Genomic DNA, 16,213 nt, shown 5'->3' with positions numbered 1-16,213 from the left:
GCCGGGTGCGGCAGCGTGCCCACCGGCCAACAACGAACTCATCAGTTGGAATGGTGGGCACGGCGCCACGTCGATCACGAACGAGGATAGTCCGCCACGCGCCTTTGCCCACCCTACCGCTCAAACGACGATCTACACCGATACCGCGTAGATCTCGTACTCGCCGCGCACCAGCTCGATATGCGCTTTCATCGCACTCGCCGCTCCGGCCTTGTCGCCGCGGAGAATGGCGACGACGACGCGGTCGTGCTCGGCATGCGACTTGGCGAGGCGGCCGAGATTGCGGAACTGGGCGCGGCGGAACGGCTGCACGCGCACCCGCGTCGCCAAGGTGATCTCGGCGATGTAGGCGTTGTGCGCGCCGGCGTAGATCGCGTTGTGGAAGCGCTCGTTGACCTCGTGGAAGCGCTCGGGATTGCCGGCGTGGCTGAGATTGCGCAACTCCTCGTGAATGGCTTCCAGCCGCTGCCGCTCCACCGGGGTCATGCGCTGCGCGGCGAGCCCGGCGCACAACCCTTCCAGCTCGGCCATCGCCTCGAACATTCCGGTCAGCCGGTCGACCGACGGCCGCGCAACCACCGCACCGCGATGCGCGCGTGCCTCGATCAGGCCCGAGGTCGCGAGCTGCCGCAGCGCCTCGCGCACCGGCGTGCGCGACACGTTGAAACGCTTGGCGATCTCGGTCTCGTCGAGCGGCGCACCCGGCGCCAGCGCACCGCGCACGATGTCGTCGGCGAGCTGCAGCCGCAGTTCCTCGGCACGCGTGATCTTGGCCACGGCAGGGGGCGCGCGGTCGCTGCGCGGCGCATCGGATTCAAGGATGACCCGCGCGCGCGTCCGCGGCGGAAGATCGTCCAGGCTCATGCCTCAGCCGCCTTTTGCTTCGTCGATGATGCTGACATGGGCGGCGACGATTCTCCAGCCCTCGGGACAGCGGATCCAGGTCTGCATCTGACGTCCGACCTTGCCGGGCACAGTGTCGCGATAGAACAGGGTCGAGGCGACCGCAGTGTCGCGGCCATAGGTCGTGATGACGGTCCGCGCGGTACGCCGCGCCAATCCCGCTGGCGAGCGTGCAGCGCGAAACGCCGATATCTCGCCATAGCCATAGAGGTTCTCGCCGATGCCGTAGCGCAAGGTACGCGCATCCTTCCGGAACAGCTCGTCGAGCACGCCGACATCGTTGCTGACCAGCGCCTGTTCATAGCGCTGGAACTGCGCTGTGACCTCGGCGACGACGTCAGGCAGATCGACTTCCATTCTCCAGAACTCCTCTCGGGGCCGGCGCAGCGGCGACGCCAAGCTGTTGCAAGGCGTGGGCCACACGCAATGCGACATGTTCGCACCAGGGCGCCGCGATGATCTGCACGCCAATGGGCATCGGCGCTAGGGGAATCGGAACCGCAACAACGGGGAGGCCGATGAACGAGATCGGCTGCGTGTGAATGCCGATGTTGGCGCGCACCGGAAGCTCGACACCGTCGAGCACGAAGGTGGCTTGCCCCAGCTTGGGCGCAACGCACGGCGTCGCCGGTGCGATCAGCACGTCGACGGACTTGAAGAGCTCGAGCACCTGGGCGCGATACCAGCGGCGAAACTTCTGCGCACGGTCGACCATGGGCGCTGGAATCATCGCACCCGCGATCAGGCGATCGCGCACCGCGGGATCGAAATCGTTGGGACGCGTTCGCAGCCGATCAAGATGCAGCGAAGCGCCTTCGGTCGTGCTGATGACATAGGCTGCGGCGCGGGCGCGCGCGGCTTCGGGCACTTCGACCACCTCGGTCGCCCTCAGCGCCGTCGCCACACGAGTGACGGCTTCGGCAGCTTCAGGGAAGAGGTGCTTCTGGAAGTGCCCCCCGGCGACGGCGATGCGCAGTCCATCGAGCCCCTGCGACAGCAGGCCCGAGACCGGCTCCGGCGCACGCGTCGTGCATGCGCCATCGTCGGGGTCGGGTCCCTGCATTGCATCATAGGCGAGCGCGAGATCCTCGACCGAGCGCGCAAACGGTCCGAGATGGTCCAGGCTCGCGACGAACGGAAATGAGCGCGCGCGCGACAGCCGGCCATAGGTCGGCTTCAGGCCGAAGATGCCGCAGAACGACGACGGCACGCGGATCGAGCCGTTGGTGTCGGAGCCAAGCGCGAGCGGCACCAGGCCGCCGCCGACCGCGCTGCCCGAACCGCCCGACGAGCCACCGCTCATCCGCGTCGGATCATGCGGATTGCGCGACGGACCGTCATGAACGTTCTCGCCGGTGAAGTCGTAGGCGTATTCGCCCATGTTGAGCGCGCCGACGAGCACGGCGCCCGCCGTCTCCATGCGCGCGATCAGCGTCGCATCGCGCGCAGCCGGCGGGCGATCACGGTTGATCTTGGAGCCGGCACGGGTCGGCAGGCCCTCGACGTCGAACAGGTTCTTCACCGCGAACGGCACGCCGGCGAGCGGGCCGACGCTCTGGCCGGCAGCGATGGCCGCGTCGACTGCACGGGCCTTCGCGCGTGCGCGATCCGCCGTCACATCGGTGAAGGCATTGAGCACGCCATCGCGCGCGGCAATCCGCGCGAGCGCGGCGTCGGTGGCCTCCACGGCGGTGAGTTTGCGTGCAGCCACCGCGGCGGCGATGGCGCTGGCTGTCATGTCAGGCGTATCAAGCGGTGAAGACACTGGCAGGCTCGATTTCATCAGGCAGGAAGAATTCGTCGACCAGTTTCGCCATCTTCAGCGAGACCTCGAGATTGGCACGGATCGCGGGACGCCAGGCGTCCTCGATCGGCAGGCTCAACGCGCGTCCGACCGCATCGATGTAGTCGTCCCATGGCTCAGCCATCAGCCTCTCCCTCAAGCTCGCGCTTAATGCGCCGGCAGCGGCGGGTGTGGAATCGCCGTCAGCAGCTCACGCGTATAGGCATCCTGCGGATCACCTAGCACACGTTCCGACGTGCCTTCCTCGACGATTCGGCCCGACCGCATCACGATCACACGATCGCACAGCAGGCGCACCACATTCAAATCATGGGAGACGAACAGATAGCTCATGCCCAATTGCTGCTTGAGGTCCTGCAGCAGATTGAGCACGACGGCCTGCACGGAGACGTCGAGCGCCGCGGTCGGCTCGTCGAGGATGACGAGCTTGGGGTGCAGCGCAATGGCGCGCGCAATGCCGACGCGCGCCTTCTGGCCGCCCGAGAGCTGATGCGGGAAGCGGTCGAGCAGGTTGAGCGGCAGGCCGACCATGGTCGCGAGCTCCTCGCAGCGCGCACGAATGGCATTGCGTCCCTTGATGTCGCCGAGCTGCAGGATCGGATCGGCGATGGCGCGCACGGCCGTGAAGCGCGGATTGAGGCTGTCGGTCGGATCCTGGAACACCATCTGGATGCGGCTGCGCAGCGGCAGCCGCGCGAACGCCTGCGGCAGGATGTTGCCGATCTCCTCGCCGTCGAAGCTGATGCGGCCCGAGGTCTGGTCGAGCAACCGCATCACCATCATCGACGTCGTCGACTTGCCGCAGCCGGATTCGCCGACCAGGCCGACGCTCTCGCCGTGACCGACCGTGAAGCTGATGCCGTCGACGGCGCGAAACACCTCGGGCTCGATCGCCGGCTTGCGGCCGAACAGTTTTGACAGCGTCGCGGTTGCGCCCTGGCGCGGATATTCCTTGACCAGCTTGTCGACCAGGAGGAGCGGCTTGGTGCTGCTCACGCTCCGCTCGCCCTCCTCATTCCGCTCGTCACCCCCGGGCTTGACCCGGGGGTCCATCCCCTCAAGCGAGTCTTCCGAAGAGGGATGGATCGCCGGGTCAAGCCCGGCGATGGCGGGCTGTGGTTTTGGCAATGCCTCCTCCTCCGGCAGCAGATCGCGCAAGGACACGCCGAGCCGCGGCGTCGCGCGCATCAGCTTGCGTGTATACGGATGCTGCGGATTGGCGAAGATGTCGGCGGCCTTGGCGGTCTCGACCACACGGCCCTTCTCCATCACCACGACGCGATCGCAATACGCGGCAGCGAGACCCAGATCATGCGTGATCAGGATCGTCGACATGCCGCGGCTCTTGGTCAGCTCGACGACGAGGTCCATCACCGCCTTCTGCGTGGTGACATCGAGACCCGTCGTCGGCTCGTCCGCGATCAGCAGCTGCGGATTGCAGGCCAGCGCCAGCGCGATGACGACGCGCTGACACATGCCGCCCGACAGCTCGAACGGATAGGCGTGATAGCGCTCACGCGGGCGCGCGATCTTGACCTGTTCGAGGGCTGCGATCGCCTTCTCGGCGCGGTCGCTGGCCGCCGCCTGGGCATGCTGCTTCAGCACATCCTCGATCTGCTGGCCCACTTTGCGGATCGGGTTCAGCGCCGCGCGCGGGTTCTGGAAGATCATCGAGATCTCGCGCCCGCGCAGATCACGCATGGCGCTCTCGTCTGCCGCCTTGACGTCGACTCCGGAGAACATCACCGAGCCCTCGGCGATGCGCCCGGCCCGGTCGAGAATGCGCATGACCGCGTAGGACGTCACGGATTTTCCCGAGCCGGATTCGCCGACGATCGCCAAGGTCTCGCCCTTCGCGACGGAGATGTCGACATGTTGCACCGCCTTGACGATGCCGCGCCGGGTGGAGAATTCGACGGTGAGATCGCGGACGTCGAGCAGCGGCTGTGCGGTCATGGATGGCTCCGCTTATTCCGATCGTCATGCGCGGGCTTGACCCGCCTGCGGGGCCGGAGCCCCTTCGGCGCGGCGAAGGCCCGCGCATCCATCATACCAACGAAGGCTTCCTTGAAGAGATGGATTGCCGGGTCAAGTCCGGCAATGACAGCGTGGCTTTGTTGCGCCTTCATCGCCTTACGTCCTGCGCTGCGGGTCGACGATGTCGCGCAGGCCGTCGCCGAGCAGGTTGAAGCAGAACACCGCGATCATCAGCGCGAGGCCGGGAAACAGCGCGATCCACCATTCGCCCGACACCATGAAGGACGCGCCCTCGGCGACCATGATGCCCCATTCGGCCGTCGGCGGCCGGACGCCGAGGCCGATGAAGGAGAGGCCGGCGGCATTGAGGATCGCGTAGCCCATGGTCAGCGACATCTGCACGATCATGATCGGCATGATGTTGGGCAGGATGTGGCCGAGCAGGATGCGCATCTCGCTGTTGCCCGACAGCCGCGCCGCCTGCACGAAGCCGGCGTTGCGGCGGACATTGGCCTCGGCGCGCGCGACGCGGGCATAGAGCGGGAAGTTCACGATCGCGGTGGCGATGATGATGTTCTGCACGGTGTTGCCGAGTGCGGCGACGATGCCCATCGCCAGCACGAACAGCGGAAACGCCATGATGGTGTCGGCGATGCGGCCGACGACGCGATCGGTCCAACCGCCAAAGAAGCCGGCGGCGACGCCGGCGAGGCCGCCCATCAGGAACACCAGCACGACCGAGGCCACCGCGATGAACGTATCGAGCCGGGCCGCGACCACGACGCGGCTGAAGATGTCGCGGCCGAGCTGATCGGTGCCGAACCAGTGCGCGGCCGACGGCGGCTTCAGCGCTGACGCCGTATCGCTGGCGAGCGGATCGTAGGGCACGATCCATGGCCCGAACAGGGCCGCGAACAGGATCACGACCAGCAGGCCGAAGGCAAAGCCCGTGACCCTGTTCTCGGCCAGCACATAACGCGTGTGGCCAATCAGGGCTGATATTCCCGACGTCCTCGCCGGACCGGCGGCGGGGTCGAGGGTCGGCGCGACGGTGCTCATCCTTCAAGCCTCACACGGGGATCGATGACGCCATAGAGAATGTCGATGACGAGGTTGAGGACGACGTACATGACGGCCATCGTCAGCACGAAGCCCTGGACTGGCGCGAAGTCCGATGCGATCAGCGCCTCGACCGCATAGGAGCCGATGCCCGGCCAGGCGAACACCTTCTCCACCAGCACATTGGCGCCGAGCAGGAACGAGAACACCATCGACAGCGTCGTGATCACCGGCAGCATGGCGTTGCGGAACGCGTAGGTCACGGTGACCGTGGAGGGCGACAGGCCGGAGGCGCGGGCCGTTCGCACGAACTCCGATGACAGCACCGAAAGCATGGACGCGCGCGTCATGCGCGCGATCGGCGCCAGCGAGAAGATCGCCAAGGTGGCGGCCGGCAGCAGCAGCTGGCTCAGCGCCGAGCGGAATGCCTCGCCATCTCCAGCGATCAGCGTATCGATCAGGAAGAAGCCGGTCACGTTGGGCGGGGCGCTGTAGAACACGTCGAGCCGGCCGAGCGGCGCCGGCGACCAGCCGAGCTGGAAATAGAACACGTAAACCAGCACCAGCCCGGTGAAGAACACCGGCAGCGACACGCCCGCCGTGGTCACGATACGACAGGCGTGATCGATCCATGACCCCGGCCGCGTTGCCGCAAGCACGCCGAGCGGCAGCGCGATGGCGACCGAGACCAGCAGGCCGAGCAAGGTCAGCTCGGCGGAGGCCGGCAGGCGGTTACGGATCTCGCTCGCCACCGGCTGTCCTGTCGTCAGCGAGCTGCCGAGATCACCATGGGCAAGATCGGCGGTGTAGCGGAAGAACTGCTCGACCAGCGGCTTGTCGAGGCCGAGCTTCTTTCGGATCTGCTCCACCGCTTCCTTGGTGGCGGCGGGACCTGCGAAATAAGCGGCGGGATCGCCGGGCAGCGCGCGGGTGAGCAGGAAGGTGACGATCACGACGCCGATCAGCGAGGGGATCGCGAAGGCGAGACGCTTGGCGACGAGGCTCAGCATGGATACAGCCTCGTCAGAACGAGGCAGGATTTCGCAGCACGGCGCAATCGGCTCCCTCCCCCCTTGTGAGGGAGGGCTGGGGAGAGGGGTGAGCCGCGACGGCGGTGTCCGTGGCTACCCCCCTCCCCGCCCCTCCCCCACAAGGGGGGAGGGAGCGAGAGAGCTCGGCCCACATGACAAAGCCCGTGCACGCCGCTCACCCCTTCACCAGGGCGCGATAGTCCAGCCGGCGGTGGAACCAGTACTGATAGCCGGAGATGTTCTTCTGCATCGCGACGTTGACGAACGGCTGGTACAGCGGAATGCGCGGCACCTCGGCGAAGGCGAGATCGACGAAGCCCTTCACGTCCGCATCGTAGGTCGCCTTGTCACCGGTCGCGGCCGCGTCGCGCGCGCCATCGATGAGCTTGTCCATCGCAGGCGACTTGTAGCTCATCGTGTTGAACACGGAATTGTTGCCGTGATAGCACCAGTAGAAGAAGTATTCGGGATAATCGAGCCAGCCCGAGAAGATGTTGGTGAACAGCGGCATCTCCTTCTTGTTCAGCTCGGTGCGCCAATTGGCGCCGGGCACCTTGTTGATCGTGGTCTTGATGCCGAGCTGGGCGAGGCTCTCCTGCACCAGCACGCACAAGGGCTCGTTGACCTGCGCGAAATTGAGATCGAAGGAGATCGTGGTCTCGAAGCCGTTCGCATAGCCGGCCTCGGCCAGTAGCGCCTTGGCCTTGTCCATGTCGGTTGCGTATTTGGTCGGCTGCGGCCACGCCACCTCGGTCGCCTTGTCGGCCGCGGCGCCGAACATCGGATTGGCGAGCCCGAACATCACGGCGTCGATGATCTTCTGATACGGCATCGCATAGGCGAGCGCCTGCCGCACCTTGGGATTATCGAACGGCGGCTTGGTCACGTTCATGCCGATATACTGGATGCCGTTCGAGATCGGCAGCGAGATCACCGTGTGCTTGCCGTTCGACTTCATCTCCTGGAAGTCCTTGTTCGGCAGCTCATAGGAGATGTCGGCATCGCCCCGCTCCAGCAGCGCGCGGCGGTTGCCGGCCTGCGGGACCATGCGCCAGATCACGCGCTTGATCTTCGGCAGCGGCCCGCACACCCAATCGTCGTTGCGCTCCATGATCACTTCGGTGCCGGCGGTCCACTTCGTCACCTTGTAGGCGCCGGAGCCCGCGGTCTGCTGCTTGGTGAATTCGAGGCCCCAGGGGTCCTTGTCGGTGGCGTTCTTCTTCACCAGCTCGGAGTTGACGACGCACGGGACGATGACGGCGAGATCGGGGATCGTCAGCCGGTCCTTCTTGAGAAAATCGACGCGCACGGTGTGGTCGTCGACGATGACGAACTGCTCCGGCTTGGTCAGCGAGCCAGCGCTCATCTGGAAGGTCGGGAAGCCGCCGACGCTGACGGCGCGGTCGAGCGACCATTTCACGTCCTTGGCCGTCACCGGCGCGCCATCATGGAATTTGGCGTTCTTGCGCAGCTTGAAGGCGACCGACATGTCACCGATGGTCATGTCCTCGGCAAGCTCGAGCTTGAACTTGTCGCGATCGTAGTACGGCACGCCACCGGGGCCACTCTTCATCTCGTGACTGATCAGGCGGTCGTAGCAATTCCATGAGACCTCATAGCCGGGCACGTTGGTGCCGACGCCATGAATGTCGAGATTGTTGGGGCCGCCCTCGGACACGATCAGCAGCGTCTCGGAGCGGGCATCCGCCTTTGCGGAGGGGATCACCGCCGGCGCCATCGGCAGCGCCGCGCCTGCAGCCAGACCCGACACGGATTTCAGAAAATCGCGACGCTTCATCAAATGCTCCCGAGGACAACAACCGGCGGGAACATGGATCGCAAGCTTCGTGCCAATCCCGGGAGGTAGCTAAGTTATTGAATTAGCGAAACACATCCCTCAACGGCTGCGCGCCCTCCCAAGAAATTGCATACAAAGCTGCAGATCTGCTTATTCTTTGAGCTGACCAGGATACATGCGACAGATTTACCCAGCCAACAGCGAGCCGGGCAATTTACGAATCACTCCGGCCAGATCAGCGCCTGGAGCTCATCGAAGTCGCGGACCTTGGCCGGCCAATCAGGAATGCAGATATGACGGACGGGATCGCTCGCCTGGTGCAGCAGCATCAAGGCGAGCAGCCGTCGTTTCAGCTGCCAGGTCATATCGTCTCGAGCGAAGCCATATCCTTCGAAGAGAGCGCGCACGCGTCCGGGATGGCCGGCAGCCATGAACGCGCTCGGCCCGAGCAGGTCATACTCATCGAAGCCGACCATGACGTCGCCGAAGTCGAACAGCCCGCGCACGCGCCAGCCCTCTCCGTCGCGTGCGACCAGGAAGTTTTCCGGGATGTATTCGCCGGTGAGAATCACGGGCTGCGGATTCGCAGGCAGCATGCCAGCCGCGTCCTGCAGGAAGCCGCCGAGCTGAGCGAGCAGCGCCGGCGGCAAGCCCAGCCGTTGATGGCGCGCATAGCACCCGGCGAGTTGTTCTCGCAGAAAGTCGGACCAGCGCGGGCCGAGCGTGAGCAGTTCTCCGAGAGGGACCCGCTGCACGCTGGCGATCACCTGGCCGACCTGCCGGAGCAGGCGCTCCTTGTCCGGCTCGGGCAGTTGCGGCCAGACATCGGATGCAGGAATGCCGTCGAGCCGCGTCATGATCAGATAGGACCAGCCGCCGTGCTCTCCTTCATGCAGCAGTTCGGGCGTCGCGATATCAGCGAGGCGCCGGGCCAACACGCGCAGCGTCGCCCGTTCAGACTGAAACTTGCCGCGATAAAACGGCGGGAAGATTTTCAGGATCAGCCCGTCGTTCAGCGCGAGGACCAGATTGGTCCCCGCCGCGAACGGCACCAGCCGCGCGTCGCCGTAACCGTGAGCGCGCACGATATCGCGCGCGGCCGGCAGCCAGCGCGTCTCGTCGGCACGGAGTTGCCGGAGCTGCGCTCCGTTCGCGACCAGAGGCAGCGCCGTCATCAGCGGTCCGGGCTCGCGCGCTCGAATTGGCGCAGCAGCCGGTTGCCGCGTTCGACGGCCGCATCGAGCGCTGCCCGCGCTGGTTTGCGGCCGCTGAACGCCTGCTCCATCTCATCCTCGATCGCGTCACGAATCAGCACGAACGAGCCAAGCCGGAGCCCCCGTGAATTCTCGGTCGGCGGATTCAGCGTCACCTGCTCGATCGAGATGACCGCTCCCGGGTTGCGATCGTAGAAGCCCTGCGCGCGCGTCAGATCAAACGCCGCGCGCGTGATCGGCAGATAGCCCGTATTCTGGTGCCAGGCGGCCTGGATGTCCGGCCGCGACAGATAGGCGAAGAACCTGGCGACCCCCCTGTACTCGGCGGCCGGCCGGTCGCGCAGCACCCACAGCGTCGCGCCGCCGATGATCGAGTTCTGCGGCGCCCCCGCGACGTCAGGCCAATACGGCATCATGCCGTAACCCACCTCGAACTTCGAATTCGCCTTGATGTCGGCGCGCGTCGCCGACGAGCCGATGAAGATGCCGCACTCGCCCTTCTGAAAGCGCGGCTCGGCAGCCTGCCCGCGGCCGCCATAGTCGAACAGCCTGGTCTTCTGCCATTCCGCAAGCTGCGTGATGTGGCGCGTGACCTGCGGATTGTTGAAGGTCAGGACGGCGTCGAGCCCGGCAAAGCCATTGGCCCGGGTGGCGATCGGCAGATTGTGGAAGGCGGAGAAGTTCTCGATGTTGATCCAGGCAGGCCAGGAGGTCGTGAAGCCGCAGGCGACACCATTGTCGCGCAGCCGCCTGGCTGCTTGTCCAAGCTCCGGCCAGGTCTTTGGCGGCCGCTCAGGATCGAGACCCGCCGAGCGAAACTGATCCTTGTTGTAGTAGAGGATGGGCGTCGACGCATTGAACGGAAACGACAGCAGATTGCCTTCCGCATCGGCGTATGAGCCGGTCACGGCCGGCAGATAGGCCGCGGGCGAAAAGTTTTCCCGCTGGTCGTGCATCAGCTCGTAGACGGGATAGATCGCTCCCTTGGCCGCGGTCATCGTCGCCGTTGCGATCTCGTTGACCTGGACGATCGCCGGCTGGCTGCGTGAGCGGAACGCGAAGATCGCCGCGGTCACGGTCTCCGTGTAGCTGCCCTTGTAGCTCGGCACGATGCGATAGTCGGGTTGCGACGCGTTGAACTCCGCCGCGAGCCTGTCGACCTGCTTGCCGAGCTCGCCCGACATCGCATGCCACCACATGATCTCGGTCGCGGCACGGGCCGTCGCAGCGCAAAACGCCGCGCAGAGAAAGAGTCCGATTGAAAGACAACGCAAAAAGACCGTCACCGGAGGCCATCTCCAAATTCGATGAAATAAATTCGTCCAAGCTAAAATCGCAATCAGACCAATTTTGAGATCCAGCAACCAAGGATTGCAACAACTTTTAGGCAAACCATTGACGCGTATCGCTTTGGCGTCAGAATGCCCTTATAGCACCTGCCCGGGAAGGCATTGAACCTTTTCGTCTCCAGGCCGACCTCATCATCAAGGGGAAAGTGTTGCCTGTGTACCGCGCCCGTCTTTCGTCGATCTCGAGAGTGGACGTCTCGCCGGTGCTGACGCGGACTGTGGCGGGCGCCCGGGGCCGTTTGCTGTTTTTGCAGCTCCTGTCGCAGCTTCCCTGGGGCGCCGCGCGATTAGTTGCGGCGCAACATGCCGACCGGAACGCGCGCGGGCGATCCCGCGCACAGCGGTTCCCGAGGTAGCGATCGTGGGGCGATCCAGGCAATGGGGATCCGTCAGGCGGCCGCTCGGTCTGGCGGTGCTGGGCCGGGCCCGGATCGTCCGTGTGCTCCGGGCGGTGCCGATCCGCTGGCGCATCCTGTCCATCGCCGCCTTGAATTCGGCCGTCGTGATCGTTCTCGCCGCATTGATCTGGAACGGCGCGCAGGTGCTGGGCACCGCCTGGGACGACGTCCGCCAGGTCCGCGAGTCCGACAAGGTGCTGGCCCTGCTCGAAAGCGAGACCAGCCGGCTGCAGAACCTGATCCACCGCTACATCAATCAGCCGAGCCCGGAGCTGTTCGCCGAGATTCTGCTGCTGCGTGAAGCCGTGCTGGGCACGCTGACGACGCGCGCCTCGACCGACCCGATGCTGTCGGGATCGGTCGAAGAGCTGGAGCGCGTGACCGTCCGCTTCCTGGACGGCTTCGGCGAGCTGCGCGCTCTGCAGGCGACGATCTCCAAGAGCTATGAGGAGGAAGTGCTCGGTCCCGCCCGCGACATCGCAGGCCTTTATTCGGTGATCGAGGGCGCGACCGGCCATCGCGATGCGCAGATCTGGCCGTCGCTCGGCAAGTCGCGCGAAGCCTTCACGGCAATGCTGGTGGCGGCCAACTCCTATTATCTGTCGCTCGCCCCCGCTTCCGCGGATGACGCGCGCCGCAACATCGAGACGATCGAGAAGACCATTCCGGTGATGTCGGGCCTTGCCGACAATGACCTGCAGCGACTGGCGCTGCAGCGCCTGTCGGCACGGACCGCGGCCCTGCGCGCGGGATTTTCCAAGCTCACGGAGCATCTGACCAACCGTACCGAGCTGCTGCGCAACACCATCGATGCGAGTCAGGCCGAGACCATCGCCGCCATCGACGGCCTGTCGGTGAAGATGCGTCAGCACGAGCAGAAGGCGCAGGCGACCTTCGACAAGACGCTGCGCGACATTTCCCGCCGTGTCCTCTCGATCGCTGTGATCTTCCTCGGCATCATCCTCTCCGCCGGGGTGCTGATCGCCTTGTCGATCCGGCTGCCGCTGCGGCAGATCATGGCTTCGATGCGGGCGATCACGCTCGGCGACTACGACCGCAAGGTCCAGGGCACGGAAGCGCGCGACGAGGTCGGTGCGATGGCCCGTGCCGTCGAGATCTTCCGGGAGAACGCGATCGCCAAGCGCAAGACCGAGGACGAACTGCGCACCGCCAAGGAAAAGGCTGAGAGCGCGTTGCTGGAGCTCAATGCCGCCCAGCGGAACCTGATCGATGCCGAGCGGCTCGCGGCGCTCGGCGGACTCGTCGCAGGCGTCGCGCATGAGGTGAACAACCCGATCGGCATCAGCCTGACGGTGGCCTCCAGCTTCGCGCGCCGCGTCGAGATGTTCGAAGCGGCGCTGCGGTCGCCGGAAGGCGGCCTGCGCCGGTCGCAGCTGGAGGAATTCGTGCGCTCCTCGCGCGATGCGTCCGAGCAGCTGGTCGCCAACCTGCAGCGCGCCGGCGAGCTGATCCAGTCGTTCAAGCAGGTGGCCGTCGACCGCTCGCATGCCGAGCGGCGGACCTTCATCCTGAGCGAGGCGACCGATCAGATCATTACCAGCCTGAAGCCGGTGCTCAAGCGCGCTCCGATCACGCTCGCCGTCGATGTCCCGGAGGGGCTGTTCATCGACGGTTATCCCGGCTTCTACGGCCAGATCCTGACCAACCTGTTCCTCAACGCCGTCAACCATGCCTTTGCCGACGGCCGCTCCGGGACGATCTCAATCACGGCGCGGCCCCGCGGCGCGGATGACATCGAGATCATTTTCGCCGATAACGGGGCCGGCATGACGCCCGATGTCCAGCGCCAGGCGTTCGATCCGTTCTTCACGACGCGCAGGAATGAAGGTGGGACAGGTCTTGGGCTGCATATCGTCTACAATCTCGTGACGCAGCAGCTCGGCGGCCGCATGATGCTGGAATCCCGCGAGGGACAAGGCACCACCTTTCGGATAATCATGCCCCGGGTCGCCAAGGGCGGCACCGAGACAACAATGGGTGACGGAACGACGCAATGGCCGAACAGGACGATGTCCTCCACCTGATCGACGACACCGGATTCGCGGAGGACGACCAATCGGCCCGGAAATGGAAGATCGCCGTCATCGACGACGACCATGCCGTGCATGAAGGCACGCGCTTTGCGCTGTCGGACTACAGCCTCAACGGCCAGGGCCTCGAAATCCTCTCGGCCTATTCGGCAGCCGAGGGCCGCACCCTGATGCGGGAGCACACCGACATCGCGGCCGTGCTGCTCGACGTCATCATGGAGACCGACGTTGCCGGCCTCGAGCTCGTCGAATACATCCGCAACGAGATCAAGAACGAGACCGTCCGCATCATCCTGCGCACCGGGCAGCCCGGCCAGGCGCCGGAGCGGCGGGTCATCGTCCAGTACGACATCAACGACTACAAGGCCAAGACCGAGCTCACCGCCGACAAGCTGTTCACCTCGCTGACGGCGGCGCTGCGCAGCTATCAGCAGCTCGAGCGCATGGTGCAGACCCGGCGTGGCCTGGAGATCATCATCGACGCGGCCTCGACGCTGTACGATTTCAAGTCGATGCAGCGGCTGGCCGAGGGCGTGCTGACCCAGATCGCGTCCCTGCTCAACGTCGATTGCGCGGGGATCCTGGTGCTGCGCGACGACGGCAGCCAGACCGAAGACTTTTCCGTGCTGGCCGGCTCCGGCTGCTACAGCCGCTTCTCCGGCTCCGCCACCTCGCGGTCGCTCGACCCCGATCTGCGCGACATGGTCGAGGCCGCCTTCAGGCAGCGCAGCAACGAATTCGCAGACCACCGCACGGTGCTCTATGTCCGAACGGGGTCCGGCCGCGAGGTCGTGGTGCTGCTGCAGGCGGAGCGGCCGCTGTCCGAGACCGACCGCTCGCTGGTCGAGATCTTCTCCAGCCGGCTGTCGATCGCCTTCGACAATGTGATCCTCTATCAGCAGCTGCACGAGGCCAACACCCAGCTCGAGGACCGTGTCGCGCAGCGCACCCGCGCGCTGATGCAGGCGAACCGGCGACTGTCGGCGCAGTGGCTGCGGCTGCAGCGCGCCAACGGCTTCAAGAACGAGATCCTGGGCACGGTCGCCCACGACCTGAAGAATCCGCTCGGCGTCATCCTCGGCCGCACGGAGATGCTGACCGAGCTGATCGCGACCGGCGCATCCGCGGATGGCGTCACCAGCCAGGTGGGACACATCCGCGACGCCGCCAAGCGGCTGACCTCGATGGTCGACCACCTGATCTCCGACGCGATGGCCGATGCGTTCGACATCACCATCCGCCGTGAGCCGGTCGACATCGCAGCCCTCGTCCACGAGGTCGTCGAGGCCAACCAGCCACTGGCGCTCAACAAGCAGCAGGTCATTGCCGTGTCAGCACCGCCGCATCTGTCGACCATGTGCGACATCGACCGGATCCGCGAGGCGATCGACAACCTGCTGAGCAACGCGATCAAGTACAGCCCGATCGGCGGCAAGATCATCGTCAATGCCACTGATGATGGCGACAACACCATCATCGGCGTCACCGACCAGGGCGCCGGGCTGTCGCCGGAGGATCTCGGCCGGCTGTTCGGCCGGTTCCAGCGGCTGTCGGCCAAACCGACCGCCGGCGAGAGCTCGACCGGGCTCGGCCTGTCGATTGTCAAACGCATCGTCGACATGCATGGTGGGGAGGTGACGGCCAAGAGCGATGGGCCGGGCTTGGGGTCAACCTTCTCCATCACACTGCCTGCGGCCGAATTGTCATGAGTCAGAGCCAGCACATCATCATCGTCGACGACGAGGCCCCTGCCCGCGAGATGGTGGGTGATTACCTCAAGATGCACGGCTTCACGGTGACGCTGTGCGACGGCGGCAAAAGCCTGCGCAGCGCCATCGAGACCGGGCCCGCCGATCTGGTCGTGCTCGACCTCAACATGCCCGAAGAGGACGGATTGTCGATCATCCGTGACCTCAAGGGCCGGACGAACATCCCCGTCATCATGCTGACGGCGACCGCCAGCCCGATCGACCGCGTGGTGGGTCTCGAGCTCGGCGCCGACGACTACGTCGCCAAGCCGTGCGAATTGCGCGAGCTGATGGCCCGGATCCGCTCCGTATTGCGCCGCAGTGCGCCCGCCAAAGCGGCGGCGGCTGCCGTTCCGGAGCCCGAGGCAGCCAAGGCCAAGGATCCGCAACTGGTGCGGTTCGGCACCAAATGGCTCGATCTCGACGCCCAGGCGCTGCGCGACGACGAAGGCAACGAGCATCCGCTGACGGCATCCGAATTCGGCCTGCTCAAGGTGTTCGCCGCCAACCCCAAGCGGGTTCTGTCGCGCGAACGGCTGCTCGAGCTGGCCAATGCTCGGGATGCCGAGGCCTTCGACCGCGCCGTCGACCTCAGAATCATGCGCATCCGGCGCAAAATCGAGCCTGATCCGACCAAACCGGCCGTGATCCGGACGATTCGCGGTGGCGGCTATCTGTTTTCGCCGGCGGGCGAGAAAGCCTGACGGAAGCTGGCTCGCGACGGCGAAGCCGATCGCGCCACCTGCATTCCGTTCCGCATTTTGAAATAAGGCACAATTCCGCCACGACTGTTTCGCGATGTGCGGTGCGACGAAACACTTCTGCAGGCGCACGAAACCATTTTCCCATTTTCGTGCAGACGTCCCGAAACAGGCACTCCG

13 protein-coding genes are annotated in these 16,213 nt (G+C 65.4%); 3 read left to right on the top strand and 10 right to left on the bottom strand.

Features of this window, described 5'->3' with window-relative positions; all coding sequences use genetic code 11:
* Window positions 1-132: 132 nt before the first annotated feature.
* From S58_RS03190 to ugpB, 10 genes are all read right to left on the bottom strand, one after another.
* Complete coding sequence (locus S58_RS03190; RefSeq protein ID WP_015663799.1) at window positions 133-864, bottom strand: GntR family transcriptional regulator; 732 nt, start codon at window positions 862-864, stop codon at window positions 133-135.
* A gap of 3 nt (window positions 865-867) precedes the next feature.
* Window positions 868-1,260: an oxalurate catabolism protein HpxZ gene (hpxZ, locus tag S58_RS03185; protein ID WP_015663798.1), complete on the bottom strand. Its 393-nt coding sequence runs from the start codon at window positions 1,258-1,260 to the stop codon at window positions 868-870.
* Window positions 1,241-2,641: an AtzE family amidohydrolase gene (locus S58_RS03180; protein ID WP_015663797.1), complete on the bottom strand. Its 1,401-nt coding sequence runs from the start codon at window positions 2,639-2,641 to the stop codon at window positions 1,241-1,243. Before S58_RS03180 ends, hpxZ begins: the two co-directional genes overlap by 20 nt.
* Window positions 2,642-2,651: 10 nt before the next feature.
* Window positions 2,652-2,831, bottom strand: a complete 180-nt coding sequence (locus S58_RS03175) for a DUF4089 domain-containing protein (protein WP_015663796.1) — start codon at window positions 2,829-2,831, stop codon at window positions 2,652-2,654.
* Between the two features lie 23 nt (window positions 2,832-2,854).
* Entirely contained in the window at window positions 2,855-4,663 is a 1,809-nt protein-coding gene (locus S58_RS03170) for a dipeptide ABC transporter ATP-binding protein (protein ID WP_015663795.1), read from the bottom strand.
* A gap of 177 nt (window positions 4,664-4,840) precedes the next feature.
* Window positions 4,841-5,743, bottom strand: a complete 903-nt coding sequence (locus S58_RS03165) for an ABC transporter permease (protein WP_015663794.1) — start codon at window positions 5,741-5,743, stop codon at window positions 4,841-4,843.
* Window positions 5,740-6,753 (bottom strand): ABC transporter permease, encoded by a 1,014-nt coding sequence (locus tag S58_RS03160; protein ID WP_015663793.1) that lies wholly within the window; start codon window positions 6,751-6,753, stop codon window positions 5,740-5,742. Before S58_RS03160 ends, S58_RS03165 begins: the two co-directional genes overlap by 4 nt.
* Before the next feature lie 196 nt (window positions 6,754-6,949).
* A complete protein-coding gene (locus S58_RS03155; RefSeq protein ID WP_015663792.1) occupies window positions 6,950-8,572 on the bottom strand; it encodes an ABC transporter substrate-binding protein in 1,623 nt (540 codons plus the stop codon).
* A gap of 221 nt (window positions 8,573-8,793) precedes the next feature.
* Complete coding sequence (locus S58_RS03150; protein WP_015663791.1) at window positions 8,794-9,747, bottom strand: aminoglycoside phosphotransferase family protein; 954 nt, start codon at window positions 9,745-9,747, stop codon at window positions 8,794-8,796.
* Window positions 9,747-11,072, bottom strand: a complete 1,326-nt coding sequence (gene ugpB, locus S58_RS03145; RefSeq protein ID WP_042338632.1) for a sn-glycerol-3-phosphate ABC transporter substrate-binding protein UgpB — start codon at window positions 11,070-11,072, stop codon at window positions 9,747-9,749. The genes S58_RS03150 and ugpB overlap by 1 nt, the downstream gene beginning before the upstream one ends.
* A gap of 514 nt (window positions 11,073-11,586) precedes the next feature.
* On the opposite strand from ugpB, the gene S58_RS03140 reads away from it, so the two are divergent.
* The 3 genes from S58_RS03140 to S58_RS03130 are packed head-to-tail and all read left to right on the top strand — an operon-like array spanning window position 11,587 to window position 16,036.
* On the top strand, window positions 11,587-13,578 hold the full coding sequence (locus S58_RS03140; RefSeq protein WP_244440848.1) for a sensor histidine kinase: 1,992 nt from the start codon (window positions 11,587-11,589) through the stop codon (window positions 13,576-13,578).
* A complete protein-coding gene (locus S58_RS03135; protein ID WP_015663788.1) occupies window positions 13,548-15,293 on the top strand; it encodes an ATP-binding response regulator in 1,746 nt (581 codons plus the stop codon). Before S58_RS03140 ends, S58_RS03135 begins: the two co-directional genes overlap by 31 nt.
* Window positions 15,290-16,036, top strand: coding sequence for a response regulator (locus S58_RS03130; protein WP_015663787.1), 747 nt, complete (start codon window positions 15,290-15,292; stop codon window positions 16,034-16,036). Before S58_RS03135 ends, S58_RS03130 begins: the two co-directional genes overlap by 4 nt.
* Window positions 16,037-16,213: the final 177 nt, after the last annotated feature.

Origin of the sequence: Bradyrhizobium oligotrophicum S58 (assembly GCF_000344805.1) — a bacterium.
Lineage (GTDB): Bacteria > Pseudomonadota > Alphaproteobacteria > Rhizobiales > Xanthobacteraceae > Bradyrhizobium > Bradyrhizobium oligotrophicum.
The sequence above is the reverse complement of the archived record's forward strand: the minus strand, read 5'-3'. Positions and strand labels throughout refer to the sequence as shown.